Source organism: Streptomyces sp. 35G-GA-8 (assembly GCF_023534745.1).
Classification (GTDB): Bacteria; Actinomycetota; Actinomycetes; order Streptomycetales; family Streptomycetaceae; genus Streptomyces.
In genome coordinates, this window is the sequence record NZ_JAMHJQ010000011.1 from 190340 (window position 1) to 210935 (window position 20596).

At 70.2% G+C, this 20596-nt stretch carries 21 protein-coding genes; 17 read left to right on the forward strand and 4 right to left on the reverse strand.

What is annotated here, in order from left to right:
* Positions 1 to 113 precede the first annotated feature (113 nt).
* The 4 genes from M1203_RS25610 to M1203_RS25625 all read left to right on the forward strand — a co-directional run bounded on the left by M1203_RS25610 (position 114) and on the right by M1203_RS25625 (position 7643).
* Entirely contained in the window at positions 114 to 1361 is a 1248-nt protein-coding gene (locus tag M1203_RS25610) for a Cmx/CmrA family chloramphenicol efflux MFS transporter (RefSeq protein ID WP_249952267.1), read from the forward strand.
* Between the two features lie 101 nt (positions 1362 to 1462).
* Positions 1463 to 1810, forward strand: coding sequence for a hypothetical protein (locus M1203_RS25615; RefSeq protein ID WP_249952154.1), 348 nt, complete (start codon positions 1463 to 1465; stop codon positions 1808 to 1810).
* A gap of 7 nt (positions 1811 to 1817) precedes the next feature.
* Positions 1818 to 6593: a caspase family protein gene (locus M1203_RS25620; RefSeq protein ID WP_249952155.1), complete on the forward strand. Its 4776-nt coding sequence runs from the start codon at positions 1818 to 1820 to the stop codon at positions 6591 to 6593.
* A gap of 123 nt (positions 6594 to 6716) precedes the next feature.
* Positions 6717 to 7643, forward strand: a complete 927-nt coding sequence (locus tag M1203_RS25625) for a serine protease (RefSeq protein WP_249952156.1) — start codon at positions 6717 to 6719, stop codon at positions 7641 to 7643.
* A 24-nt stretch (positions 7644 to 7667) separates the two neighbouring features.
* Here the strand turns inward: M1203_RS25625 and M1203_RS25630 are convergent, their stop codons facing one another.
* The gene (locus M1203_RS25630; protein ID WP_249952157.1) at positions 7668 to 7937 is read right to left on the reverse strand and encodes a DUF4031 domain-containing protein; all 270 of its coding nucleotides are present in this window, start codon (positions 7935 to 7937) and stop codon (positions 7668 to 7670) included.
* Complete coding sequence (locus M1203_RS25635; RefSeq protein ID WP_249952158.1) at positions 7934 to 8344, reverse strand: hypothetical protein; 411 nt, start codon at positions 8342 to 8344, stop codon at positions 7934 to 7936. Before M1203_RS25635 ends, M1203_RS25630 begins: the two co-directional genes overlap by 4 nt.
* A gap of 95 nt (positions 8345 to 8439) precedes the next feature.
* Between M1203_RS25635 and M1203_RS25640 the strand changes: the two genes are divergently transcribed.
* The 3 genes from M1203_RS25640 to M1203_RS25650 all read left to right on the forward strand — a co-directional run bounded on the left by M1203_RS25640 (position 8440) and on the right by M1203_RS25650 (position 11910).
* A complete protein-coding gene (locus M1203_RS25640) occupies positions 8440 to 9360 on the forward strand; it encodes a MurR/RpiR family transcriptional regulator (RefSeq protein ID WP_249952159.1) in 921 nt (306 codons plus the stop codon).
* A 74-nt stretch (positions 9361 to 9434) separates the two neighbouring features.
* Complete coding sequence (gene murQ, locus M1203_RS25645; RefSeq protein WP_249952160.1) at positions 9435 to 10367, forward strand: N-acetylmuramic acid 6-phosphate etherase; 933 nt, start codon at positions 9435 to 9437, stop codon at positions 10365 to 10367.
* Positions 10368 to 10380: 13 nt separating this feature from the next.
* Positions 10381 to 11910: a PTS transporter subunit EIIC gene (locus tag M1203_RS25650; protein ID WP_249952161.1), complete on the forward strand. Its 1530-nt coding sequence runs from the start codon at positions 10381 to 10383 to the stop codon at positions 11908 to 11910.
* Here the strand turns inward: M1203_RS25650 and M1203_RS25655 are convergent.
* Positions 11827 to 12777, reverse strand: coding sequence for a GlxA family transcriptional regulator (locus M1203_RS25655; protein ID WP_249952162.1), 951 nt, complete (start codon positions 12775 to 12777; stop codon positions 11827 to 11829). The two genes, M1203_RS25650 and M1203_RS25655, sit on opposite strands and share 84 nt — an antisense overlap.
* Positions 12778 to 12933: 156 nt before the next feature.
* Between M1203_RS25655 and M1203_RS25660 the strand changes: the two genes are divergently transcribed.
* Positions 12934 to 13419: a DUF2269 family protein gene (locus tag M1203_RS25660; protein ID WP_249952163.1), complete on the forward strand. Its 486-nt coding sequence runs from the start codon at positions 12934 to 12936 to the stop codon at positions 13417 to 13419.
* 16 nt (positions 13420 to 13435) lie between these two features.
* On the opposite strand, the gene M1203_RS25665 is transcribed toward M1203_RS25660, so the two are convergent.
* Positions 13436 to 13858 carry a DUF572 domain-containing protein gene (locus M1203_RS25665; RefSeq protein ID WP_249952164.1) on the reverse strand — a complete coding sequence of 141 codons (423 nt, stop codon included), beginning with the start codon at positions 13856 to 13858 and terminating at the stop codon, positions 13436 to 13438.
* 110 nt (positions 13859 to 13968) lie between these two features.
* Here M1203_RS25665 and M1203_RS25670 point away from each other — a divergent pair, with 110 nt between their 5' ends.
* From M1203_RS25670 to M1203_RS25715, 9 genes are all read left to right on the forward strand, one after another.
* Positions 13969 to 14811 (forward strand): helix-turn-helix transcriptional regulator, encoded by an 843-nt coding sequence (locus M1203_RS25670; RefSeq protein ID WP_249952165.1) that lies wholly within the window; start codon positions 13969 to 13971, stop codon positions 14809 to 14811.
* Positions 14792 to 15178 (forward strand): DUF397 domain-containing protein, encoded by a 387-nt coding sequence (locus M1203_RS25680; protein WP_283959019.1) that lies wholly within the window; start codon positions 14792 to 14794, stop codon positions 15176 to 15178. The genes M1203_RS25670 and M1203_RS25680 overlap by 20 nt, the downstream gene beginning before the upstream one ends.
* Before the next feature lie 283 nt (positions 15179 to 15461).
* The gene (locus M1203_RS25685; RefSeq protein ID WP_249952166.1) at positions 15462 to 16049 is read left to right on the forward strand and encodes a hypothetical protein; all 588 of its coding nucleotides are present in this window, start codon (positions 15462 to 15464) and stop codon (positions 16047 to 16049) included.
* A complete protein-coding gene (locus tag M1203_RS25690) occupies positions 16046 to 16651 on the forward strand; it encodes a signal peptidase I (RefSeq protein WP_249952167.1) in 606 nt (201 codons plus the stop codon). The genes M1203_RS25685 and M1203_RS25690 overlap by 4 nt, the downstream gene beginning before the upstream one ends.
* On the forward strand, positions 16648 to 17352 hold the full coding sequence (locus M1203_RS25695) for an alpha/beta fold hydrolase (protein WP_249952168.1): 705 nt from the start codon (positions 16648 to 16650) through the stop codon (positions 17350 to 17352). The genes M1203_RS25690 and M1203_RS25695 overlap by 4 nt, the downstream gene beginning before the upstream one ends.
* A 99-nt stretch (positions 17353 to 17451) precedes the next feature.
* Positions 17452 to 17892, forward strand: a complete 441-nt coding sequence (locus M1203_RS25700; RefSeq protein ID WP_249952169.1) for a hypothetical protein — start codon at positions 17452 to 17454, stop codon at positions 17890 to 17892.
* Between the two features lie 12 nt (positions 17893 to 17904).
* A complete protein-coding gene (locus tag M1203_RS25705) occupies positions 17905 to 18717 on the forward strand; it encodes a hypothetical protein (protein ID WP_249952170.1) in 813 nt (270 codons plus the stop codon).
* A gap of 313 nt (positions 18718 to 19030) precedes the next feature.
* On the forward strand, positions 19031 to 19855 hold the full coding sequence (locus M1203_RS25710; protein WP_249952269.1) for a hypothetical protein: 825 nt from the start codon (positions 19031 to 19033) through the stop codon (positions 19853 to 19855).
* Between the two features lie 59 nt (positions 19856 to 19914).
* Positions 19915 to 20514 carry a Uma2 family endonuclease gene (locus M1203_RS25715; RefSeq protein ID WP_249952270.1) on the forward strand — a complete coding sequence of 200 codons (600 nt, stop codon included), beginning with the start codon at positions 19915 to 19917 and terminating at the stop codon, positions 20512 to 20514.
* Positions 20515 to 20596 lie beyond the last annotated feature (82 nt).

Below are 20596 nucleotides of genomic sequence, written 5' to 3' on the forward strand. Positions count from 1 at the left end.
CACCGAAGCCGATACCGAAGTCGATGCCATCGATGGCGAAACCGTCGATGGGGAAGCCGCTCCCGTCCCCCGGCCGGCCCGCGTCCCAGGATCCGTCCCCGTCCCGGTCCCGTATGCCCCTCGCCGTCTACATCCTCGGCCTGTCCGTCTTCGCCCTCGGTACGAGCGAGTTCATGCTCTCGGGCCTGCTGCCGCCTCTCGCCGACGACATGAACGTGTCCATCCCCACGGCCGGGCTCCTGATATCCGCCTTCGCGATCGGCATGGTCGTGGGCGCGCCGCTGCTCGCCGTCGCCACCCTGCGGCTCCCCCGCCGCACCACCCTCATCGCGCTGATCTCGGTCTTCGGCCTCGGCCAGGTCGCGGGCGCGGTCGCCCCGACGTACGAGATCCTCTTCGCCTCCCGCGTCGTCAGCGCGTTCGCCTGCGCCGGGTTCTGGGCGGTCGGCGCGGCCGTCGCCATCGCGATGGTGCCGCACAACGCGCGCGCACGCGCCATGGCGGTCATGATCGGCGGGCTCTCCATCGCGAACGTCCTCGGCGTCCCGGCAGGCGCGTTCCTCGGCGAGCACCTCGGCTGGCGCTCGGCGTTCTGGGCGGTCGGCGCGGCCTCCGCCGTCGCGCTGGTCGGCGTCGTCACGCTCATCCCGCCTATCCCGCGGCCCGCCGAGAAGCCCCGGCTGAAGCGGGAGTTGACCATCTACCGCGACCGTCAGGTCTGGCTCTCGATCACCGTCACCGCGCTCGCCGCGGGCGGTGTCTTCTGCGCGTTCTCGTATCTCGCCCCGCTGCTCACGGACGTGACCGGCCTCGACAGCGGCTGGGTGCCGACCGTGCTCGCGCTCTTCGGTCTCGGCGCGCTGGTCGGTACGGCGCTCGGCGGCCGGTACGCGGACGCGCATCTCTTCGGCGTCATGATCGGCGGCGTCACCGCGTCGACGGTCCTGCTCGCCCTGCTGGCGCTCACCGCCTCGCACCCGGTGGCCGTCATCACGCTGACCTTCCTGCTCGGCGTCTCGGCGTTCTTCACGGCCCCGGCCCTCAACGCCCGTATGTTCAATATCGCCGCCGCGGCCCCCACTCTCGCGGGCGCCACCACCACGGCCGCCTTCAACCTCGGCAACACCGGCGGCCCCTGGCTCGGCGGCACGGTCATCGACGCGGACTTCGGCTTCGCCTCGACGGCCTGGGCGGGCGCGGCGATGACGGTCGTCGCGATCGGTCTCGCGGCGCTCTCGCTGCGCTACCACCGCGCGACGGCGGGCAGCCGGGTGGTCGCGGGCTCGCTCCTGGCCTCGTCCGCCGAGTCGACCAAGGCCGCCCAGACGGCCACAGACGACGTCCGCAGTCCCCTGCCGTAGCCGTGCCGTCTGGTACGTAACACTCCCCACGCCCCCCTCGGCAATCTAGAGTTGAGGCACATGAGTTGAGGGCCCATCAGTTTCACGCGGGGGAGACCGGAATGTCGCAGCACGAGCCGGACGGGACCGAAGGACAGACGCTGCCGTTCTGGGTCGACGTCGTGGAGGAGGAGGGCGAGGACGGCAACGCGATGGGCGGCCTCTTCCGGCACGACGGCGAGGCGGTCCTGCGCTCGGTCCCCCTCGGCCCCCTCCGCAAGAACCTGGCCGATACGGTCGACGCCCTCCAGAAGGTCTTCGAGGAGGTCACCGCCCGCGGCGGCGCGCTCCCGCTCGCCGAGGCCCAGCTCTCCTTCCAGGTCACCGCCACCGGCGGTATCCAGCTCATCGGCAGTGGCCAGGTACAGGGAACCCGCGGTCTGACGCTCACGTTCAAGCGCCCGTCGTAGGGGTTCCATGCCACGCCACAAGGCTCTCCTCATCGGAGCCAGCGAGTACGACGACGAGACGATCCGCTCGCTGCCCTTCGTCCGCGACGACCTCCAGCGGCTGGAGGGCGCGCTGTCCGACCGGGGGTTCCGGCCGGTGGAGATCGCCGAGTCCCAGCGCGGCATCACCCCGAACGCCGTCAACCGCCACGTACTGCGCTTCCTGCGCGAGGCCGGCCGCGGCGACACCCTGTTCATCATGCTCAGCGGCCACGGGGTGCACTTCGACGGCCGGGACTACCTCGTCCCCGAGGACGCCTACTACGAGAGCGAGCCGTTCGCCGAGAGCTGCGTCGAGATCGGCTGGCAGAAGGAGCTGGAGGACTCCCCCGCCGGCCAGGTGGTCTTCCTCATCGACGCCTGCCGGGAAGGATCGTCCCGCAGGACCAAGTCCCCCACCCGGATGCCCGGTTGGGAACGCCCCAAGATCGCCGCGACACTGCGCCGCAAGGTCGCGTACGTGTACGCGTGCTCCAAGGCCCAGTACGCGCTGTACGTGGACGAGTCCGAGGCCGTGCTCCCCGAGCACGCCGACGTCGCCGGCACCCAGCCGAAGGACTCGTTCAGCCTCTTCTCCCGCGCGGTCTCCGACATCGTGTCGAACGTCCCGCACACGCTGCACATGGGCGAGTTCATGGACGAGGTGCAGCGCCGGGTGACCGAGCTGCACACGGCGTACGGCAAGACGCCACCGGTCCAGCGGATCAGGGCCGAGACCGACATCCCCTGGCAGGAGTTCACGGTCCTGCCCGGCCCCGCCCGGGACGCCGCCGAACATCCCTGGGTACGCGGCACCGCCACCCACCCCGTATGGGAACGGACCGCACCGGGCGCCGCCCGCGAAGCGCTCAAGGACGTCTGCGCCACCCTCGCCGCCCGGCTCGCCGAGGGGTACGAGACGGCCGCTGCCACGCTGCGCGACGACCCGTGGCACGACGCGGAGCTGGCCAAGCGCGCCCAGGACCGGCTGGGCTTCCTCACCGGCAGGCTCGCAGCCGGTACGGAACTCTCCCCGACCGAAGGCGCGTTGACGGTCCTGCTGCCGCTGCTCGGCCAGGCGTTCTGGACGCATGAAGCGGCCCAGCGGGCGCCCGTCGTCACCGCGGGCCCGGCCGATCAGTCCACCCCCGAGCGCGACCGCTTCGGCAAGTTCGCCCAGGGCTTCCCGCGCCTCCAGCGCCGACTGCGCACCCTGGAGCAGCGCGGTGTCTCGGACGGATCGGCCGAACGCATCCGCTGGTGGCTGTTCCACCGCTGGCTGATCCGGCAGCCCGAGCTGTACGCGTCACAGACCCTGAAGACCCTGCTCGGCCCGCCGCCGGGCGGCCCCGAGTGCCCGGAGTGGGTGACGGACGCCCTGTCCGGCGAGCGCTTCATGCGCTTCCTCCAGGAGCTGCGGGCGGCGCCGTTCGCCGTACCCCGCCGCGCCACCGGCCGCACAGGCGATGCGGACCGGTCGGACCGTACGGGGCAGGGCGACGGCGACTACGACGTCATCGCCGCCAGTACGCGGGACGAACACGAGGTGAGGGAATCCCTCGTCGCGTCCCTCGCCAAGGCCGCCCAGGCGTTCGCCGTCGACCCGGTGGATCTGCCGGAGATCCTGGTGGAGCACATCGGGATCTCCGACAGCGTGCACCTCGGCAATCTGCTGACGACGATCCGCGGCTCCGACTGGCGCACCTCGGGCCTCGGCCGCTCCCTGAACGCGGTCTGCCGCCACCCGGCCGTCCAGATCGCCCTGCGCGAGCACGCCCACCGCGTGGACGCGCTCCTGCGCGACATCAACCGGACGTCGGCGCTCGCCCCGCTGCGCGCCCTGCCGCCGTACGCCGACGCCGACCGCGTCAGGCTCAGCGGCAACACCCCCACGCATCTGGCCGACGGCATCCGCTTCCAGCTCGCCGAGGACCGGGTGCAGGAACTGCTGATGGGCGAGGAGCTGTACGGCGAACGCGAGCTGGCGATCAGGGAGTTGTACCAGAACGCCCTGGACGCCGTCCGTTACCGGGACCGCCGTACGGAATACCTGCGCAGGACCGGCGAGATGCCCACGCGGTGGGACGGCCTCATCGAGTTCGTCCAGAAGGCCGACGCCCAGGGCCGCCCGTATCTGGAGTGCCGGGACAACGGCGTCGGCATGGGCATCGACGAGCTGCGCAACGTCTTCTCCCAGGGCGGCGCGCGCTTCGTCGACCTGCCGGAGTACATCGAGGAACAGACGGCCTGGGCCGAGCTGGGCGAACCCCGCATCGAGCTGCACCCCAACAGCCGCTTCGGCATCGGCGTGCTGAGCTACTTCATGCTGGCGGACGAGATCGAGGTGACGACGTGCCGCATGGGGCGTGACGGCCGCCCCGGCAACAGGTACCAGGTGAAGATCGCGGGCCCGGGGAACCTGTTCCGCGTCGAGGACCTGGGGCCGGGTACGGACTCCGGCACGACGGTGCGGCTCCTGCTGACCGATCACAAGGAGCGTGTCTCGTGCGTGGACACCCTCCAGAGGGTGCTGTGGCTGGCTCCGTACCGTACGAAGGCGGAGCACGGCTCGCGACGGCACGAGTGGGAGCCGGGGCGGCTCTCGGTCAGCGGTCCCGAGCTGGCCTGGGCGGAGGACTCGGACATGTTCCTGCGTTCCGGCGCCTGTTACCCGTCCGGGAACCCGGACGTCTGGTGGGTGGACGGCACGGGCCGCTTTCTCTCGGACGGTCTGCTCGCGAGTACCAACTCGGTGACCACCGGCAGCAGCGCCCGGGAGCGCTATGGCGCCGTGGTCAACCTCCGCGAACAGCATCAGCCGGAGCTGAGCGTCGACCGCAAGACGATCCGTTCGAACGACGAGGACCATGTCACCGCGGTGCTGAGTGAAGCGCTGCCGAGCCTGTTCTCGACCGCGCGACCGCTTCTGATGCCTGACTGGCTGCTTGAGGCCAGCAGGTCCTCCGTGGGTTTCGGGGACGAGGTCGCCGAACGCGCGCGTACCAGTGGGGTGCCCTGGCCCGCGGGGGACACCGAACGCCCCTTCGGCACAGTGGGGTTCTTCCGCCCCGACCAGACGATTCTGCCGCTCGTGACCGGCCACTACCCGGCGGTACCGGAGAAGCACGGACCGTCCTATCTCCGTCTGGTACCCGCGCCCGTACTGCGGTGGCGACTGCTCACGCTCTACCGGGCCGGCCTGGGGGATCCGCTGACCGAGGCCGCGCAGGCATCTCCTCCGCTGCCCTGCGCACGCCCCTCGGACCATCAGCTGCTCAGTGCCCGGAGCTTGTACACCGCGCTCAACTGGACCCAGCGGTACAAGGACTGGCTCACCGGACCTGAGAACAGCACCTTCTATCTGCTCAAGAGTCCGTCCCGCACCCTGGTGGACTCCGGGATCCTGAGCGCCCGCAGCGTCGAGGTGTGGCGCGATCCCGAGCAGGTGGTCACCCTCGACGAGATCTTCGGCCTGGTGGACCTGACCGAACTCACCGCCGAGGCCGTCGCCGAGCGTCTGACGGCTCTGGGGTACTCGGTCGTTCCTCCCACGGGCTGCGAGAAAGTCCGGCGGGAGGATCTCCCTCTGCTCAGCCCGCTGGGCTCGGTGACCGACGGCTGGCTGGAACCTGGCAGCGACCTGTCAGTGGCTCAGCTCTGCCGCAGCGCGGCGATGGCCGAGTGTTCCACTCGTGAGGCGGCCGACCGGCTCCGCGACCTGGGATTCGCCGTCCCCGCCGAGTATCCGAACTCCGACGTCTGGACCGCGGAAGACCGCGAGGTGCTGCGGAGACTCTGGGATCTGCACGCCGATCCGGTGCCACTGGACCGGGCCCGGGAGATCAGCTACGCCCAGCTGATCAGCGTGGCACGCGCCTCCGGTACGACCACACAGGCGGTCGTCGCTCTGCTGAGGGACACCGGCTTCTCCGTGCCCTCCCCCGGCACCCCCGAGCTGGCGATCCGGGACGACGAATGGGCGCTTCTCGTCTACAACGGCATCTCCCTCAATGTGGACCGCCCGGTCCCGCTGCCCCATGTGGTGGGGGTGGCGCACCGCACCGGGCAGACACCGGAGTCGGTCGCCGTACGGTTGCGCGCGCTGGGCTTCGAGGTCCCCGAACTCCCCGCCGAGGGGCCGCTGCCGAGCAAACAGGACATCAACTTCCTCTACGCGCGATACGAATCGTCGTCCAGCAAGGCATGGCCCCGGCCGGATCGCCCGATGGGGCTCGGCGCGATCGCGGAGCGGGCGGGTCGCTCCACCCTCTCCATGACGGAAACGGCCGCCAGACTGATCGGCCTGGGGTACCGCTGCGCCCCGGCTCAGTGGCTGCTCGACCGGTTCCAGGAACACGACGTCGAAGCGCTCCGGTGGACCCTGCCCGATGATGACCATCAGACCGTGATCTCTCCCCCGCAGTTGTACGCGGTGGCCGAACATCTGGGGCGCCCCGCGGAGGATGTCGCGCGGTCGCTCACGGACTTCGGCTACGACGTCGCCGAACTCCCCGACACCTGGCTCCAGGAACGGAACGCGGAAGCGTTCCTGATGGTCAAAATCGACCCCCTCGCGCACAGAGGAGAGCGGATCGAGGTGCCGATCCTAGACGGCGAGCACGCGGTGGAGATCTCGCTTCCCACCCTCGCCACCGTGGCCATGCGCCTGGGGCTGCCCTTCCGTACCGTCGCCCGCAAGGCCACCGACCTCGGCATGCGCCACGAGGCCGAGACCTGGTTCGCCGCCGACGAAACCGCCGGCTGATCCCATCTGTCACAGATCATCGACAGCGCGAACCGATCACACCGGTTGTCCTCTCTTGTGGGACGGACGGGGGACACACCGTCCGCCGCCCGCGCCGACGCGCCACCCGAGGAGACACCCGCGATGCCCGAGACCTCAACTTCCCTGTTCCGGCGTCTTCATGGCCGGGTCATGGGACTCGCCGTGGCCGGTACGGCCCTCGCGCTCCTCGCCCCGGTCCCGGCGTCGGCCGTGACCGCCCAGGCCGGTGCCGCCGCGGCCGACCCGGTCTCCGTCCTGAAGTTCACGGCCAAGGAACGGCGGGAGGCACTTGCCTACTGGACGGCCGCCCGCATCAAGGCCGTCGGGAAGTCCGTGGACCTCGGTCCGACGGGCCCCAAGGCCAAGCCGTACAAGGGCGCCACGCTGAAGACGGTGGGCCGGCTCTTCTTCGTCAACGCGCGGGGCGCCGACACCTGGTGCACGGCCACCGCCGTCAAGAGCGCCAACCGCTCCGCCGTGATGACCGCCGCGCACTGCGTGCGCATGGGCTCCTCCCCCGGCAACACCAACACCGCGATGGTGTTCGTCCCCGCCTACCACAAGGGCAAGCAGCCGTACGGCGCGTTCGCGGTCCGCTCCACCGCGACCCCGCGTACGTGGGAGAACGACTCCGTCAACGACATGTCCGCGCTGGTCGTCGACGCCGACAAGAAGGGCCGCGAGCTCACCGACGTGGTGGGCGGCCAGCCCATCTCCTTCGACCGGGCCGTCGGCGGCACGGTCACCGCACTCGGCTACTCCGCCACCCGCCCGCAGCTCGGCGAGGAACTTCTCCGCTGCGTCGGCAGGACGAAGCGGGAACACGGCACGCAGATGATCCCCTGCGACCTGACCGGCGGCGCCAGCGGCGGCCCGTGGCTGGCCGACTTCGACGCCACCACCGGCAAGGGCAAGGGCGTCCTGGTCTCGGTCAACGCCTCGCTGGACAGCCTGGAGCCGACCAAGATGTACGGAGAGGTGCTGAGGTCCACGGCCAAGAAGGTGTACGACAAGGCCCAGCAGAGCTGACAGGCGAACCCGCGATAAAGCCCGTTACGCCGCCGGGCGCCCCTTCGGCCGCCGCAGCCCCGCCTCCGTGATCCTGCGTACGAGTTCCTTGGAGCCGATCTCCACCGCGCCCGCCCGCACGGCGTCCCCGTAGCGCTCGGACGGTATGTCGTAGTGGTCGCGTTCGAAGGCGCGCGCCGGGCAGCCCATGGACGCGGCGAAGGCGTGGAGCTCGCCGAACGAGTCGTCGCTGACCAGGTGTGACCACATCCGCCCGTGTCCCGGCCAGGTCGGCGGATCGATATAGACCGTCACGGAGCGCCCTGCCCGTCTCGCGAACCGGGCCCTCGCGAACCGGGCCCCGGCGAGCCGAGCGAGCCCACCGCCGCGACCACCACCCCCGCCTTCCCGCACACCCAGTGCGGATCGGGCCCCAGCTCCGGTTCCACCTCCAGCGCGTGCGGACCGTCGGGCTGGTCCTCGGCGCAGACCGGGCAGAGCGGCCACCGCCCGTACCGTTCCAACAACGCGTCTTGTACGTCCTGCGCCACCAGTCCGGCCACGTACGCCACGCCCTCCGGCCACTGTTCGACCCACCAGCGCCGGTGCGACACCGACTCCTCCACCAGCGACACGACCTCCGCCCGCGCGACATCGCCCGCCGCCAGATCGGCCAGCACCAGGGCGCGGGCGATGTGCAGTGCCTGCTCAAGGTCGTCCATTCAGCCATTGTCAGGGATGCCGAGACGTTGACGACGAGGGGTTGACGACGACGAAGGGGTTGACGAGGACGGAAGGCCGAAAATATCTTTCATAAGTGACCCAAGACGTGAAGGAAAGTTTCAGCGGTGGCGCCCCACCCGCCCCCGCAGCCCTGGCCGCCAAGGTGCGGACCCTCGCGCCGACCATGACCCGCTCCATGCAGCTCGTCGCCGAAGCCGTCGCCGGTGACCCCGCCGGCTGCGCCGCGCTCACCGTCACCGGTCTCGCCGAGCTGACCGGTACGAGCGAGGCCACCGTGGTCCGTACCGCCCGCCTCCTCGGCTACCCCGGCTACCGCGATCTGCGCCTCGCGCTCGCCGGGCTCGCCGCCCAGCAGCAGTCCGGCCGCGCCCCCGCCGTCACGGCCGACATAGCCGTCGACGACCCCATCGCCGACGTCGTCGCCAAGCTCGCCTACGACGAACAGCAGACACTCGCCGACACCGCCGCCGGACTCGACACCGTCCAGCTCGCCGCCGTCGTCGCCGCGGCGGCCACCGCCCGCCGGATCGACATCTACGGCGTCGGCGCCTCCTGCCTCGTCGGCATGGACCTCGCCCAGAAGCTGCTGCGCATCGGCCTGATCGCGCATGCCCACTCCGACCCGCACCTCGCCGTCACCAACGCCGTACAGCTCCGCTCGGGCGACGTCGCCATCGCGATCACCCACTCCGGCTCCACCGGCGATGTCATCGAACCGCTCCGCGTCGCCTTCGACCGGGGCGCGACGACGGTCGCGATCACCGGCCGCCCGGACGCCCCGGTGTCCCAGTACGCCGATCACGTACTGACCACCTCCACCGCCCGCGAGAGCGAACTGCGCCCGGCCGCCATGTCGAGCCGTACGAGCCAGCTCCTCGTCGTCGACTGCCTGTTCATAGGCGTGGCGCAGCGTACGTACGAGACGGCCGCGCCCGCGCTCTCCGACTCGTATGAAGCCCTCGCGCACCGCCACAGCCCGCGCCACACCCGCTGACCCTGCACCGCCACTTCACCGCCAAGGGCACCCGCACCCCATACCGCTCACTCAGATGAAAGAGCCGTTTCTTCATGACCTCTCAGTACGGCGACCTCCGCGCGCAGCTCGACACCCTCACCACCGAGGCGTTCCGCCCCGAGCTCGCCGAGATCGACCAGCTGCCCACTCTTGACATCGCCCGCATCATGAACGGCGAGGACAGCACGGTCCCCGCCGCCGTCGCCGCCCAGCTCCCCCGGATCGCCGCCGCCATCGACGCCACCGCCGAGCGCGCGGCCCGCGGCGGCCGGCTGATCTACGCGGGCGCCGGTACGGCGGGCCGGCTCGGCGTGCTGGACGCCAGCGAGTGCCCGCCCACCTTCAACACCGACCCCGAGGAGGTCGTCGGGCTGATCGCGGGCGGTCCCGGCGCGATGGTCACGTCCGTCGAAGGCGCCGAGGACTCCAAGGAGCTGGCCGCGGCCGATCTGACGGCCATGAAGCTGTGCGCGGAGGACACGGTCGTCGGCATCTCCGCCTCCGGCCGTACCCCGTACGCGATCGGCGCCGTCGAGCACGCCCGCGGTCTCGGCGCGCTCACCATCGGGCTCTCCTGCAACGCGGACAGCGCGCTGGCCGCCGCCGCCGAGCACGGCATCGAGATCGTCGTCGGCCCCGAACTGCTCACCGGCTCCACCCGCCTCAAGGCCGGTACGGCACAGAAGCTCGTCCTCAACATGCTCTCGACGATCACCATGATCCGGCGCGGCAAGACCTACGGAAACCTCATGGTCGACGTCCGCGCCTCCAACGAGAAGCTGCGGGCCCGCTCCCGGCGGATCGTCTCGCTCGCCACGGGCGCCTCGGACGACGAGATCGAGACCGCGCTCGCCGCCACCGACGGCGAGGTGAAGAACGCCATCCTCACCATCCTCGGCGCGGTCGACGGACCCACCGCCGCCGCGCTCCTCACCGACTCAGACGGCCACTTGCGCGCCGCGCTGAAGGCGGCCCGCGCCGGCTGATAGACCACGCACCATGGCACCAGCAGACACCCCCGAACCCCCCGGAACCGACAGAAACCGCACCACGGCTGAGGCGATCCTCCCGCTCGTCGGAGGCGCCGCGAACATCGCGTCCGTCGCCCACTGCATGACCCGGCTCCGCCTCGGCCTGCACGACCGTTCCCTCGTCCGGGACGAAGCGCTCAGAGCGCTGCCCGCCGTGCTGGGCGTGGTCGAGGACGAGACGTACCAGATCGTCCTGGGCCCGGGGACGGTGGCGCGCGTGACGCCGGAGTTCGAGCGCCTGGTGGAGGCGGGACGCGCGTCTCGGGCGCCCGGCGCAGCCGAACTGGCCGAGCGCGGCGCCGCGATCAAGGCAGCACGCAAAGCCAGGAACGCCACCCCGTTCAAGCTCTTCCTCCGCCGCATCGCCAACATCTTCGTCCCGCTCATCCCGGCGCTCATCGGCTGCGGCATCATCGCGGGCCTGGGCGGTCTCCTCACCAACCTCCACTGGCTCCCCGCCCTCGTCCCCGCGCTCGCCGCCCTCTCCTCGGGCTTCATGTCGCTGATCGCGGTCTTCGTCGGCCACAACACGGCGAAGGAGTTCGGCGGTACGCCCATCCTGGGCGGCGCGGTCGCCGCGATCATCGTCTTCCCCGGCGTCGCCGACATTGACGCGTTCGGCCAGAAACTCGCCCCGGGCCAGGGCGGCGTCCTCGGCGCGCTGGGCGCGGCGGTGCTCGCGGTATACGTCGAGAAGTGGTGCAGGCGGACGGTCCCGGAGGCGCTGGACGTCCTCGTCACCCCGGCCCTGACCGTCCTCGGCTCCGGTCTGGTCACGCTGTACGGCCTGATGTACATCGCGGGCGGGATCTCCACGGCCATCGGCGACGTCGCCAACTGGCTGCTGGCGAACGGCGGCGCGGGCTCCGGCTTCGTCCTCGGCGGCCTCTTCCTCCCCCTGGTCATGCTGGGCCTGCACCAGGCCCTGATCCCGATCCACACCACCCTGATCGAGCAGCAGGGCCACACCGTCCTCCTCCCCATCCTCGCCATGGCGGGCGCGGGCCAGGTCGGCGCGGCGGCGGCCGTCTACGTACGCCTCCCCCGCAACGGCTCGATCCGCCGCACCATCAGGTCCGCCCTCCCGGCCGGCTTTCTGGGTGTCGGCGAACCGCTCATCTACGGCGTCTCCCTCCCCCTCGGCCGCCCCTTCGTCACGGCCTGCGTCGGCGGCGCGTTCGGCGGCGCCGTCGTGGGTCTCTTCGGCCAGCTCGGCGCGACGGTCGGTTCGACGGCGATCGGCCCGTCCGGCTGGGCGCTGTTCCCGCTGCTCGCTGGCGACAAGGGCCTCGGCGAGCTGGCCGCGGTGTACGGGGGCGGGCTGCTGACCGGCTACGCGGCGGGCTTCGCCGCCACGTACTGCTTCGGCTTCACGAAGACGATGCTGACGGAGTTCAATGTGCGGACAGCGCCCTCAGCCGTGCCGGAAGGCGGCCCGGTAGACGTGCGGGCTGGTGCCGACCACGCGCTTGAACCGGTCGCGGAAGGCGGTAGGTGACCCGAACCCCACCTGGGTCGCGATGCGGTCGACCGGGTGGGTCGTCGCCTCCAGCAGGTACTGGGCCTGCCGGATACGCGCCCGGTGCAGCCACTGCAACGGCGTCGTCCCGGTCTGCTCCCGGAACCGCCGGTTCAGCGTCCGCGTGCTGGTCGCCGCCCGCGCGGCGATGTCCTTGAGGGTCAGCTCCCGGCCCGCGTTCTCCTCCATCCACCGCAGAAGCGGCTCCATCGTGGCCCCGGCGGGCACCGGAGGCTGGTCCTGGACGATGAACTGCGCCTGGCCGCCCTCCCGTTCCAGCGGCATGACCGACAGCCGGGCCGCGTCGGCGGCGACGGCCGAGCCGTAGTCCTTACGGATCATGTGCAGACACAGGTCGAGCGCGGCGGCGGCCCCGGCCGAGGTGAGGAACTGCCCGTTGTCCACGTACAGCACATCGGCGTCGACGGTGACGGCGGGATGACGCGCGGCCAGAAGCGGGGCGGCCAGCCAGTGGGTGGTGGCACGCAGCCCGTCGAGCAGCCCGGTGGCAGCGAGGATGAAGGCGCCGCTGCACACGGAGGCGATACGGGTGCCACGCGCGGCGGCGGCCCGCAGCGCGTCGAGTACGTCCGGAGGCACCGGGGCGGCCGGGTTGTCCGTACCGGGCAGGACGATCGTGTCGGCCTGGGCGAGGGCGTCGAGCCCGTACGGCGCCCGGATGACGAACGGCCCGGCGTCGACCTCGGCCCCTGCCGAGGCCGCGCAGACCACGACCCGGTAGGCGGCCCGGCCGTCGGGCAGCCGGGTACGGGAGAAGACCTCGATCGGTGAGGACAGGTCGAAGGGGATGACCCCGTCGAGTGCGAGGACGGCCACGGTGTGCATGGCCACAGGCTAGACAGCCCTCACGACCGCTTCGTCGGCGGTGGCGAGAATCCGTGGCTACCTGGCAATAGCGCCACTACTACGGCCGTGAGCAGCGCCTTAGCGTCTGTGCGGAAGCGTCCGCACCCCGCCGAAGCCGAAAGAGCGATCCACGCCGTGACGAAGTTCCTGCTCGCCGTTCATGTCCTCGCCGCGATCGTCGCGATCGGCCCGGTCACCGTCGCCGCCAGCATGTTCCCGCCGTACGCGAGACGGGCGATGGCAGCGCCCGGGGATCCCCGGGCGCTGTCGTCGGTGCAACTGCTGCACCGCATCTGCCGTGTCTACGCGGTGGTGGGCCTCACCGTGCCGGTCTTCGGCTTCGCGACAGGAAGCGCGATGGGCGTACTGGGGGACGCCTGGCTGATCGTCTCGATCATCCTCACCGGGCTCGCGGCCGGCACGCTCATGGCGCTGGTACTGCCGCGCCAGGAGGCGATAGTGACGGACCTCGAAGAAGCCACGGGGACCACGGGGACATCGGGAACATTGACCACCAAGCTGACGGCCCGCCTGGGCATGCACACGGGGATCTTCAACCTCCTGTGGGCGACGGTCACGGTCCTGATGATCATCCGCCCCGGCTCCACGACGGGGGCGTGAACGTCCAACAGGTCGTTCAGCCCACCGGCGCCGCCGCCGTACGCAGGAAGCGCACCAGGTCCTCCACGCTGTACCCGAGCAGCGGCCCGCGCTCGGCGGCCATCAGCAGCAACTGCCCCACCACCTCCGCGCCCCGGCCGTCGGTCCCGTCGGAGGCCCACTCCCAGAGCCCCTCGATCCCCAGGTCGGTCATCAGCAGACCGTGCTCGGCCCTGATCTCGGCGCACAACGGCCCCACGGCGTCGAGCAGGGTCGCACCCCGGCGCACGCAGCGCAGACTGAAGTACGCCTCGAATCGCACCACCGTGCATCCCTCCGGTGGCCGGGCCTTGAGCCCGTCGTAACGGGGGTCGTCGAAGTCCGGGGAGCTGCTGGCGGAGCAGTGGACGAGGTTGAACCGGTGGGTGACGGCATCTCTTGTGTCCTGGGTTCGAATCAACGCAACTCTCCACTGTGTGTGAACGATTGGGCTACACAGCGTGGCCAACTGTCGCTAGCGTGCATAGAGGAAGCGGCACAACACCGACATCTGTCCCACCGGGAGCACCTATGCCTGGACCCAAGCCACTCGACCCGTCATCCTCACCCCGCGCCATGCTCGGCGCCGAGCTCCGACATCAGCGCGACGAAGCGGACATGTCCCAGGAGGAGCTGGGCAGGCCGATCTTCGTCAGCGGATCGCTCATCGGCCAGATCGAGGCCGGTACGCGCCGAATGCAGCCGGAATACGCGATTCACTTCGATGAGGTGTTCAAGACGGACGGCTTCTTCCTGCGGAATTGCGAGGCGCTGAAGAAGTCGAAGTATCCGGATCACTTCGCGGAGGCGGCGGAGGCCGAGGCGATCGCGACGATGATCAGGGAGTTCGAGCCGCAACTGATTCCGGGCCTGTTGCAGACAGAGGCGTACGCAAGGGCGGTATTCCGCAGGTACCACCCGACAGCGCCCGAGGAGGTCATCGACGAGTTGGTGGCAGCGCGGCTGGATCGCGCCAAGCTGCTGAAGGATCCAACAAGGCCCCTTGTGTGGACCGTGCTTGACGAGGCGATTCTGCGTCGACCGGTGGGTGGACCTGCGGTGATGGCGGAGGCACTGCGTCATGTCACGGCTCTGATCCGACGGCACAGGATCATCGTGCAGGTACTGCCGTTCAGCGCGGGAGCTCACGCGTCCATGGGAGGCGCCATCAAACTCATGTCTTTCGAGGACGCACCCCCACTCGCCTATCTCCAGGGCGCGGGATCGGGCCAATTGCTGGACGATCCGGCATCGGTCGCCCGGTACGAACTGGCCTACGATCTATTGGGGGCCAGCGCACTCTCACCGGAAAAGTCCTTGGCCCTGATCGAATCAGTGGCGGAGGATTACGAACATGCAGAGCAGCAGCCATGAGTACGACCTGAGCGGCGTGTCCTGGCACAAGTCCAGCTACAGCGATGGCAGCGGCGGCAACTGCCTGGAGGTGGGCACCTGGCAGAAGTCGACATACAGCGGCGGAGACGGGGGCGACTGCCTGGAGATCGGCACCTCCTGGCGGAAGTCCACCCACAGCGGCGGCAGTGGCGGCAACTGCCTCGAAGTAGGCACCGTCTGGCGCAAGTCGACGCACAGCGACGGCAGCGGTGGCGACTGCGTCGAGGTGGCCGACGGCCACCCCGACATCGTCCCCGTCCGCGACTCCAAGAACCCCGACGGCCCGGCGCTCGTCTTCCGGACCTCGGCGTGGTCGGCCTTCATCACCGACGTCAAGACCGGTTGACCCATCCGGCGGCCCGGCAGCGGAGGGATGTCAGCGCCCTCCGCCAGGTCCGGGCGTCGGCCGGTCGTGGACCGTGTCACCTCGTTCGGCCGACAGCGGTCGCTGGAGGCCATCAGTCGCGATGTCATGACAGTGCGACCGGGGAGATCGTGTGCGGGAGCGCCGCCGCCACAGATCGCCGCCGACCTGGCACACCCGGATCGCACTACGGAGCGGCACCGCCACAAGTGGGACAGGAGGGGCCAATATGCTGCAAAAGCGATTGAACTGAACGGAGTGGGTGATGGCGCGTCCCTGGCTGAACGTGCTGGCACAGGTGGTGCCCGTTCCACTCGGGTTACTGCTCAGCGGTGCTCTGGTCTGGGGGGCGACCAACGCCGACTGGAGCGGTACCAGCAGCAACAGCGGCAACGAATGGACCTCCCGCTCGGCGGGGCTGGCCAATGACAGCAAGGTGCCCATGTTCCGCGTCGGCAGCATGCTCCCCGGCGACAAGGGCTCCAACTGCATCAATGTCAAGTCGAACGCCGACTTCCCCACGGCGCTCAAGCTGTACAGCAACTCGGCGAACTGGCCCAACAACTATCAGTCCTTCATCGACCTCAAAATCGAGGTGGGCCGCGGTGGCACCTTCGGGGACTGCGACGGCTTCGTCCCGCACAGGACCGCGTTCGACGGCACCCTGGACACGTTCGTCGCCCTGCACACCGATTTCCGCACCGGCGTGGGTCCGTGGCCCCTGACCGGCCAGGCACCCAACTCGCTGAGCTTCCGCTTCGCGTGGAAGTACAGCGCGCTCGCGCCCGGCGGCTCGCAAGGCTCGAACACCAATGAGGTGACTTTCACCTGGGAAGCGCGGGAACGGACGTGACCTTCCCGGGTGACCTGGCCGCCCGTCCGCTCCACCCCCACCCCACGGCCGACGGCACCCCGCACCCGGTCCGCATGGTCACCTCGGTCATCTCACGCACCGTGCTCGGCTCGATGATCGGGCTGCTGGTGTGGGCGCACTTTCCCGTGCTGGCCCTGGGCTGGACAGCGGGCGTGGTGCAGTCAGGCTCCATGCGTCCCGCCCTGGCGCCGGGCGATGTCGTTCTCTACCAGCCACCGCGCGGGCGCACTCCGGCGGTGGGCCAGATCGTGCTGACCCAGGACCCCACCCGGCCCAACCGTCTGCTCACCCATCGGGTCCACCAGGTGCGTCCCGACAACGACCTGATCACCAAGGGTGACGCCAACTCCGCACCGGACTCCACACCGGTCCGGCCCTCGGCGCTCAAAGGCGTCGCACGATTGCGCGTGCCCTGGATCGGCACGCCGGTCCAGCTCTGGCGCGACAAGCAGCCCGTGCCCGCGGCGGCCATGCTGCTCGGACTCGCCCTTCTGCTCACGCTCGCCGCTCTGCCGTTGCACAGCCGCCGGGGGTCCGGCGGCGGAGGATTGTCAGACCCCTCCGCTAGGTTCCGCGCATGACTGAATTCGTACTCGTGGCAGGCGCGTGGCTCGGATCGTGGGCGTGGGACGAGGTGGTGCCGGAGCTGCGCGCGGCCGGCCATGGCGTTCATGCCGTGACGCTGTCCGGGCTGGCCGAGAAGCGGGGCGTACCGGCAGGGCAGCGGCGGCATGTGCGGGACATCGTGGACGTGGTCGAGCGGAACGATCTGCGGGACGTCGTCCTGGTCGGCCACAGCTATGCGGGCATTCCGACCGGCCAGGCCGCCGAGCTGATCGGGGACCGGCTGGCGCGCGTGGTCTTCGTCGACTCCAGCGTTCCGGCGGAGGGCGAGTCGTTCGTCTCGGGCTGGCCGGACGGCCGGGCGATGGTGGAGGGCGCGATCGCCGAGACCGGCGGCTTCTGGCCCCCGCTGACGGCTCCCGACTACGCCGGCCAGGGCCTCACCGACGAGCAGATCACCCGGATCGTGACCGGCTCGACGCCCCACCCGGGCGCCTCGCTGACCGAACCGGCCACGTTGTCCCGCCCGCTCGGTGAGCTTCCGGCGACATACATCAAGTGCCTGCTCGACGGCGCCGAGCCGAGCCCCGACGTGGCCGCGCTGCTGACCAGTGACCGCTGGCGGCTGGTCGAGATGGACACCGGCCACTGGCCGATGTTCTCCCAACCCCACGAACTGGCCCGTGTCCTGCTCACCGAGGCCGCCACGACGGGCTGACACCCGCTGGCGACTCATCGCCATCGCCTTGTTCCGTACCCGGCCCGGCCTCCACGCTGACAGAACACCCCGAACCAGTGGATCAGTGGAGGTTTCCCCATGGTGCGGAAAATCCTTGTCCTGTCGGCCGCCGTGACCACGCTCCTCGCCGGTACGTCCTTGGCTCCCGCCCACGCGGACGCGGCCGAGCCCGGGGTGATCATCACCGATGGCGACCGCGTCCATATCTCCAGCACCCCGCCACCCACCGCGTCCGCCCACGGGTGGTGGAGGAAGGTCAGCGGGCCCGGCGACAAGGCGCGCGTCACCGTTGATTTACAGGTGAAGAACGCTGACGGTTCCTGGCGGACCGTGGCGACCGGTTCCAAGGTCGTGAAGCCGGGTGGCGGCAGCGCACGCCGGGCCAATGCCCGCAAACAGTGCGTCAACGTGAACCGGACCATCAGTTGGCGAAGCGTCATCGATGTGGACATCATCGGTGTCATCGACTCACCCGAGAAGGCCGTCACGGCGCCCCAGTCGTTGCGGTGCGCCGTCTAGAAGGGAAGCTCCTTGACCGACGACGCGGACTACCTGGCGCCGACTCTGATTGTGGGCGTCCATGGCGTCCTCGACCTGGAGCCATGGATCCGCCGGGCCCATGAGGACGACAGCCTCGAAGAGGACATGTACAGCCTCGTCGTGAAGCGGACGGTCGCCTATGGGCTGAGTTCCTTCCACGCGGGCGGGCCGGAGGGCGAGCGCTGGGGACACAATGACGCGGGCGGCGACTGGACCCAGGACGGGAAGGTCCACCAACTGGCCTGGCTCCAGGTCGCGGTCAGCGAGGACCTGCGCGGGCAGCGGATTCCGGTTCAGCCCGCGGTGACGGTCCTCCGCGATGTCCTGACCCGCCTGGGCCGCTTCCGTCCCACGGGGCTGCACACCCTGGCGCCCCTCCAACTGGCCCCCGACGCCCGCGCCGACCTCGTGGACGCGGCGGCCTGGTTCGCCCTCGCGGACCCGGACCCCGCCACGTCGGTCGACCTCACCGTCTCCGTATGGGCCCCCGAGACCGCCGACCTGCCCGACCGCGCGTCCGACCTCCTCACCGAGGCCCAGGAACGCACATACGACGCGATGACGATCCGTCCCGCACCGCCCACCAAGGCCACGACCACCGCGCAGGACGGTCTGGACCTCCCCCTCGCGGGAGAGGTCCAGGCGGAGGGAATGCGCCCCGGCCCGGCGTTCCATTGCCGCGTCCATGAATGGTCACTTGATGTGGCCGCGTGGACGACGGAGATCTTCGTGGACGCCCTGAGGTCCACGGGGACAAGGGCCCCGGCACTGATCACGGTCTCGGCCGGGGAGCGCGCTCACTAGTGCCGTCAGATCCCGGGGCTCAAGCCCCGGGATCCGAGCCCTCTTTCCAAGGATGGGGTGGCGGGTCTTCACCCACCCACCCTCCCTGCCTGGGGAGTTGACTTTTCGTGACCGACTTGCCACGCAGGGTGGCGACGCTCTAGCGTGCCCCACAGAGCACAAAACGGCCCCCGCCGATGCTTGCGACATCTGGCGAGGGCCTGACCAATCAAGATCGACGCTCTAGGAAAGCGATCCCATGGCTGAGAGCCACTTTAGTGCTGCCGCGCCCGAGACGCACGCGGCCTCACCCGCTTCACCCACTTCTCCCCCGATGGCGGTCCCCGGGTACGGCAAGCGTTCGACACCCGGTCAACAGGCCCGCAGCGCCGACACCTTCGCGCACCTGCCGCCGCGCGAGGCCGCCGTCGCCACGTTCATCGACCGGCTGCCCGAGGGCACGGACATCTCCGTGAAGGCCCTCGCCAAGGTGCTCCCGTACGGGCAGTGCGCTCTGCGCACCGCGCTCCGCCGGCTCCAGGTGGCCGGACATCTGCGACGCGGCAAGGAACACCTCGCCGGACCTGACGGCATGCGCTGGGTGACGCGTACGTGGTTCTCCCGTACCGCGCGGGACAACGACTGGTGGGCGGCGTTCGTCTCCGGCGACCTCGCCACCGCGGACGCACGGGCCAATACCTCGGACCCGCCGACCCGTTCCCGCGCCTTCATCCTGCTCGCCGCGCTCGGCCGCAGCGCACCGGTCATGTCGCTGTCGGCCGCCGACTGCGCGGCCCTGGAGCCGCTGACCACCCCGTGGTTCGAACGGGGCGCCACCGAGAGGGACGTCCTGCACGCACTCACCGCCGGACTCCCCGCCGTCGTCCACCACCCGGCGGCGCTCGCCCGCGTACGGCTGACGTCCAAGCTCCCACCCGAGCGGATCCGCGCGCCACGCCCGCCGCTGCGCGTCCTGGAGTGCGCGAAGTGCGGCGCCCCCGGCCGCCCCGAAGTGCTCACCGACGGCGAGTGCGGCCCCTGCCGGGGCGAGCCCGCCCCCGCACCCCCGGCCTCCCGACTGTCCCCCGCCCAGGTCCGCGCCCACGTCGCCGAGGCCCGCGCGGCTGCGACCCGCCCACCCGAAAGGATCCGTACATGACCATCCAGTCGATCCGCCGCCATAAATCCGGGGCACCATGGAGGGGAGGAGGCGACGCCATGACCCCCAGCCCCAGTTCCAGCCCCTGCGCCGAGGTGCGGCCGCAGATGTCCGTCGAGGACTTCGAGGAGCTTGCTCGCAAGGCTCCCGAGACGGTGCTGCTCGAATTCATCAACGGAAAGCTAGAGGTCAAACCGTTGCCGGACCAGCTTCACGGGGCCATTGCCATGTGGTTGCTGAGGCAGTGCATGCAGCAACGTCCCGAACTCGCGCTGTACCCGGAGCAAGGTCTTAAGGTCGAGACCTACCGCAACGGCCGCGCCCGCGCGGACGGCGCCCTCGCACCACTCGACCACTTCGTGGGCCAGGTTGGTGAGTGGGCCGGCCCCGACGGCGTACTGATGACAGTCGAAGTGACTTCGCACGACCACGACACGGACCGCCGCGACCGCATCGAGAAGCGCGACGGCTACGCGGCGGCGGACATCCCCGTCTATCTCCTCATCGACCGCGACGCGGAAGAACTGGTCCTTTACGCCGATCCGCGGAAGGGCAAATACCAGACGCGCACCACACACCCTTACGGCTCCACCGTCAAACTCCCCGACCCCGTCGGCATCACCCTGGAAACCGAGAAGCTCAAGGACTACACCCCCTGACGAAGCCGCTGAAACGCCCGAGGGCGGTACCCCCGCGAAGGGGTACCGCCCTCGGTCACTTCAGACCATGGACCACGTCCGA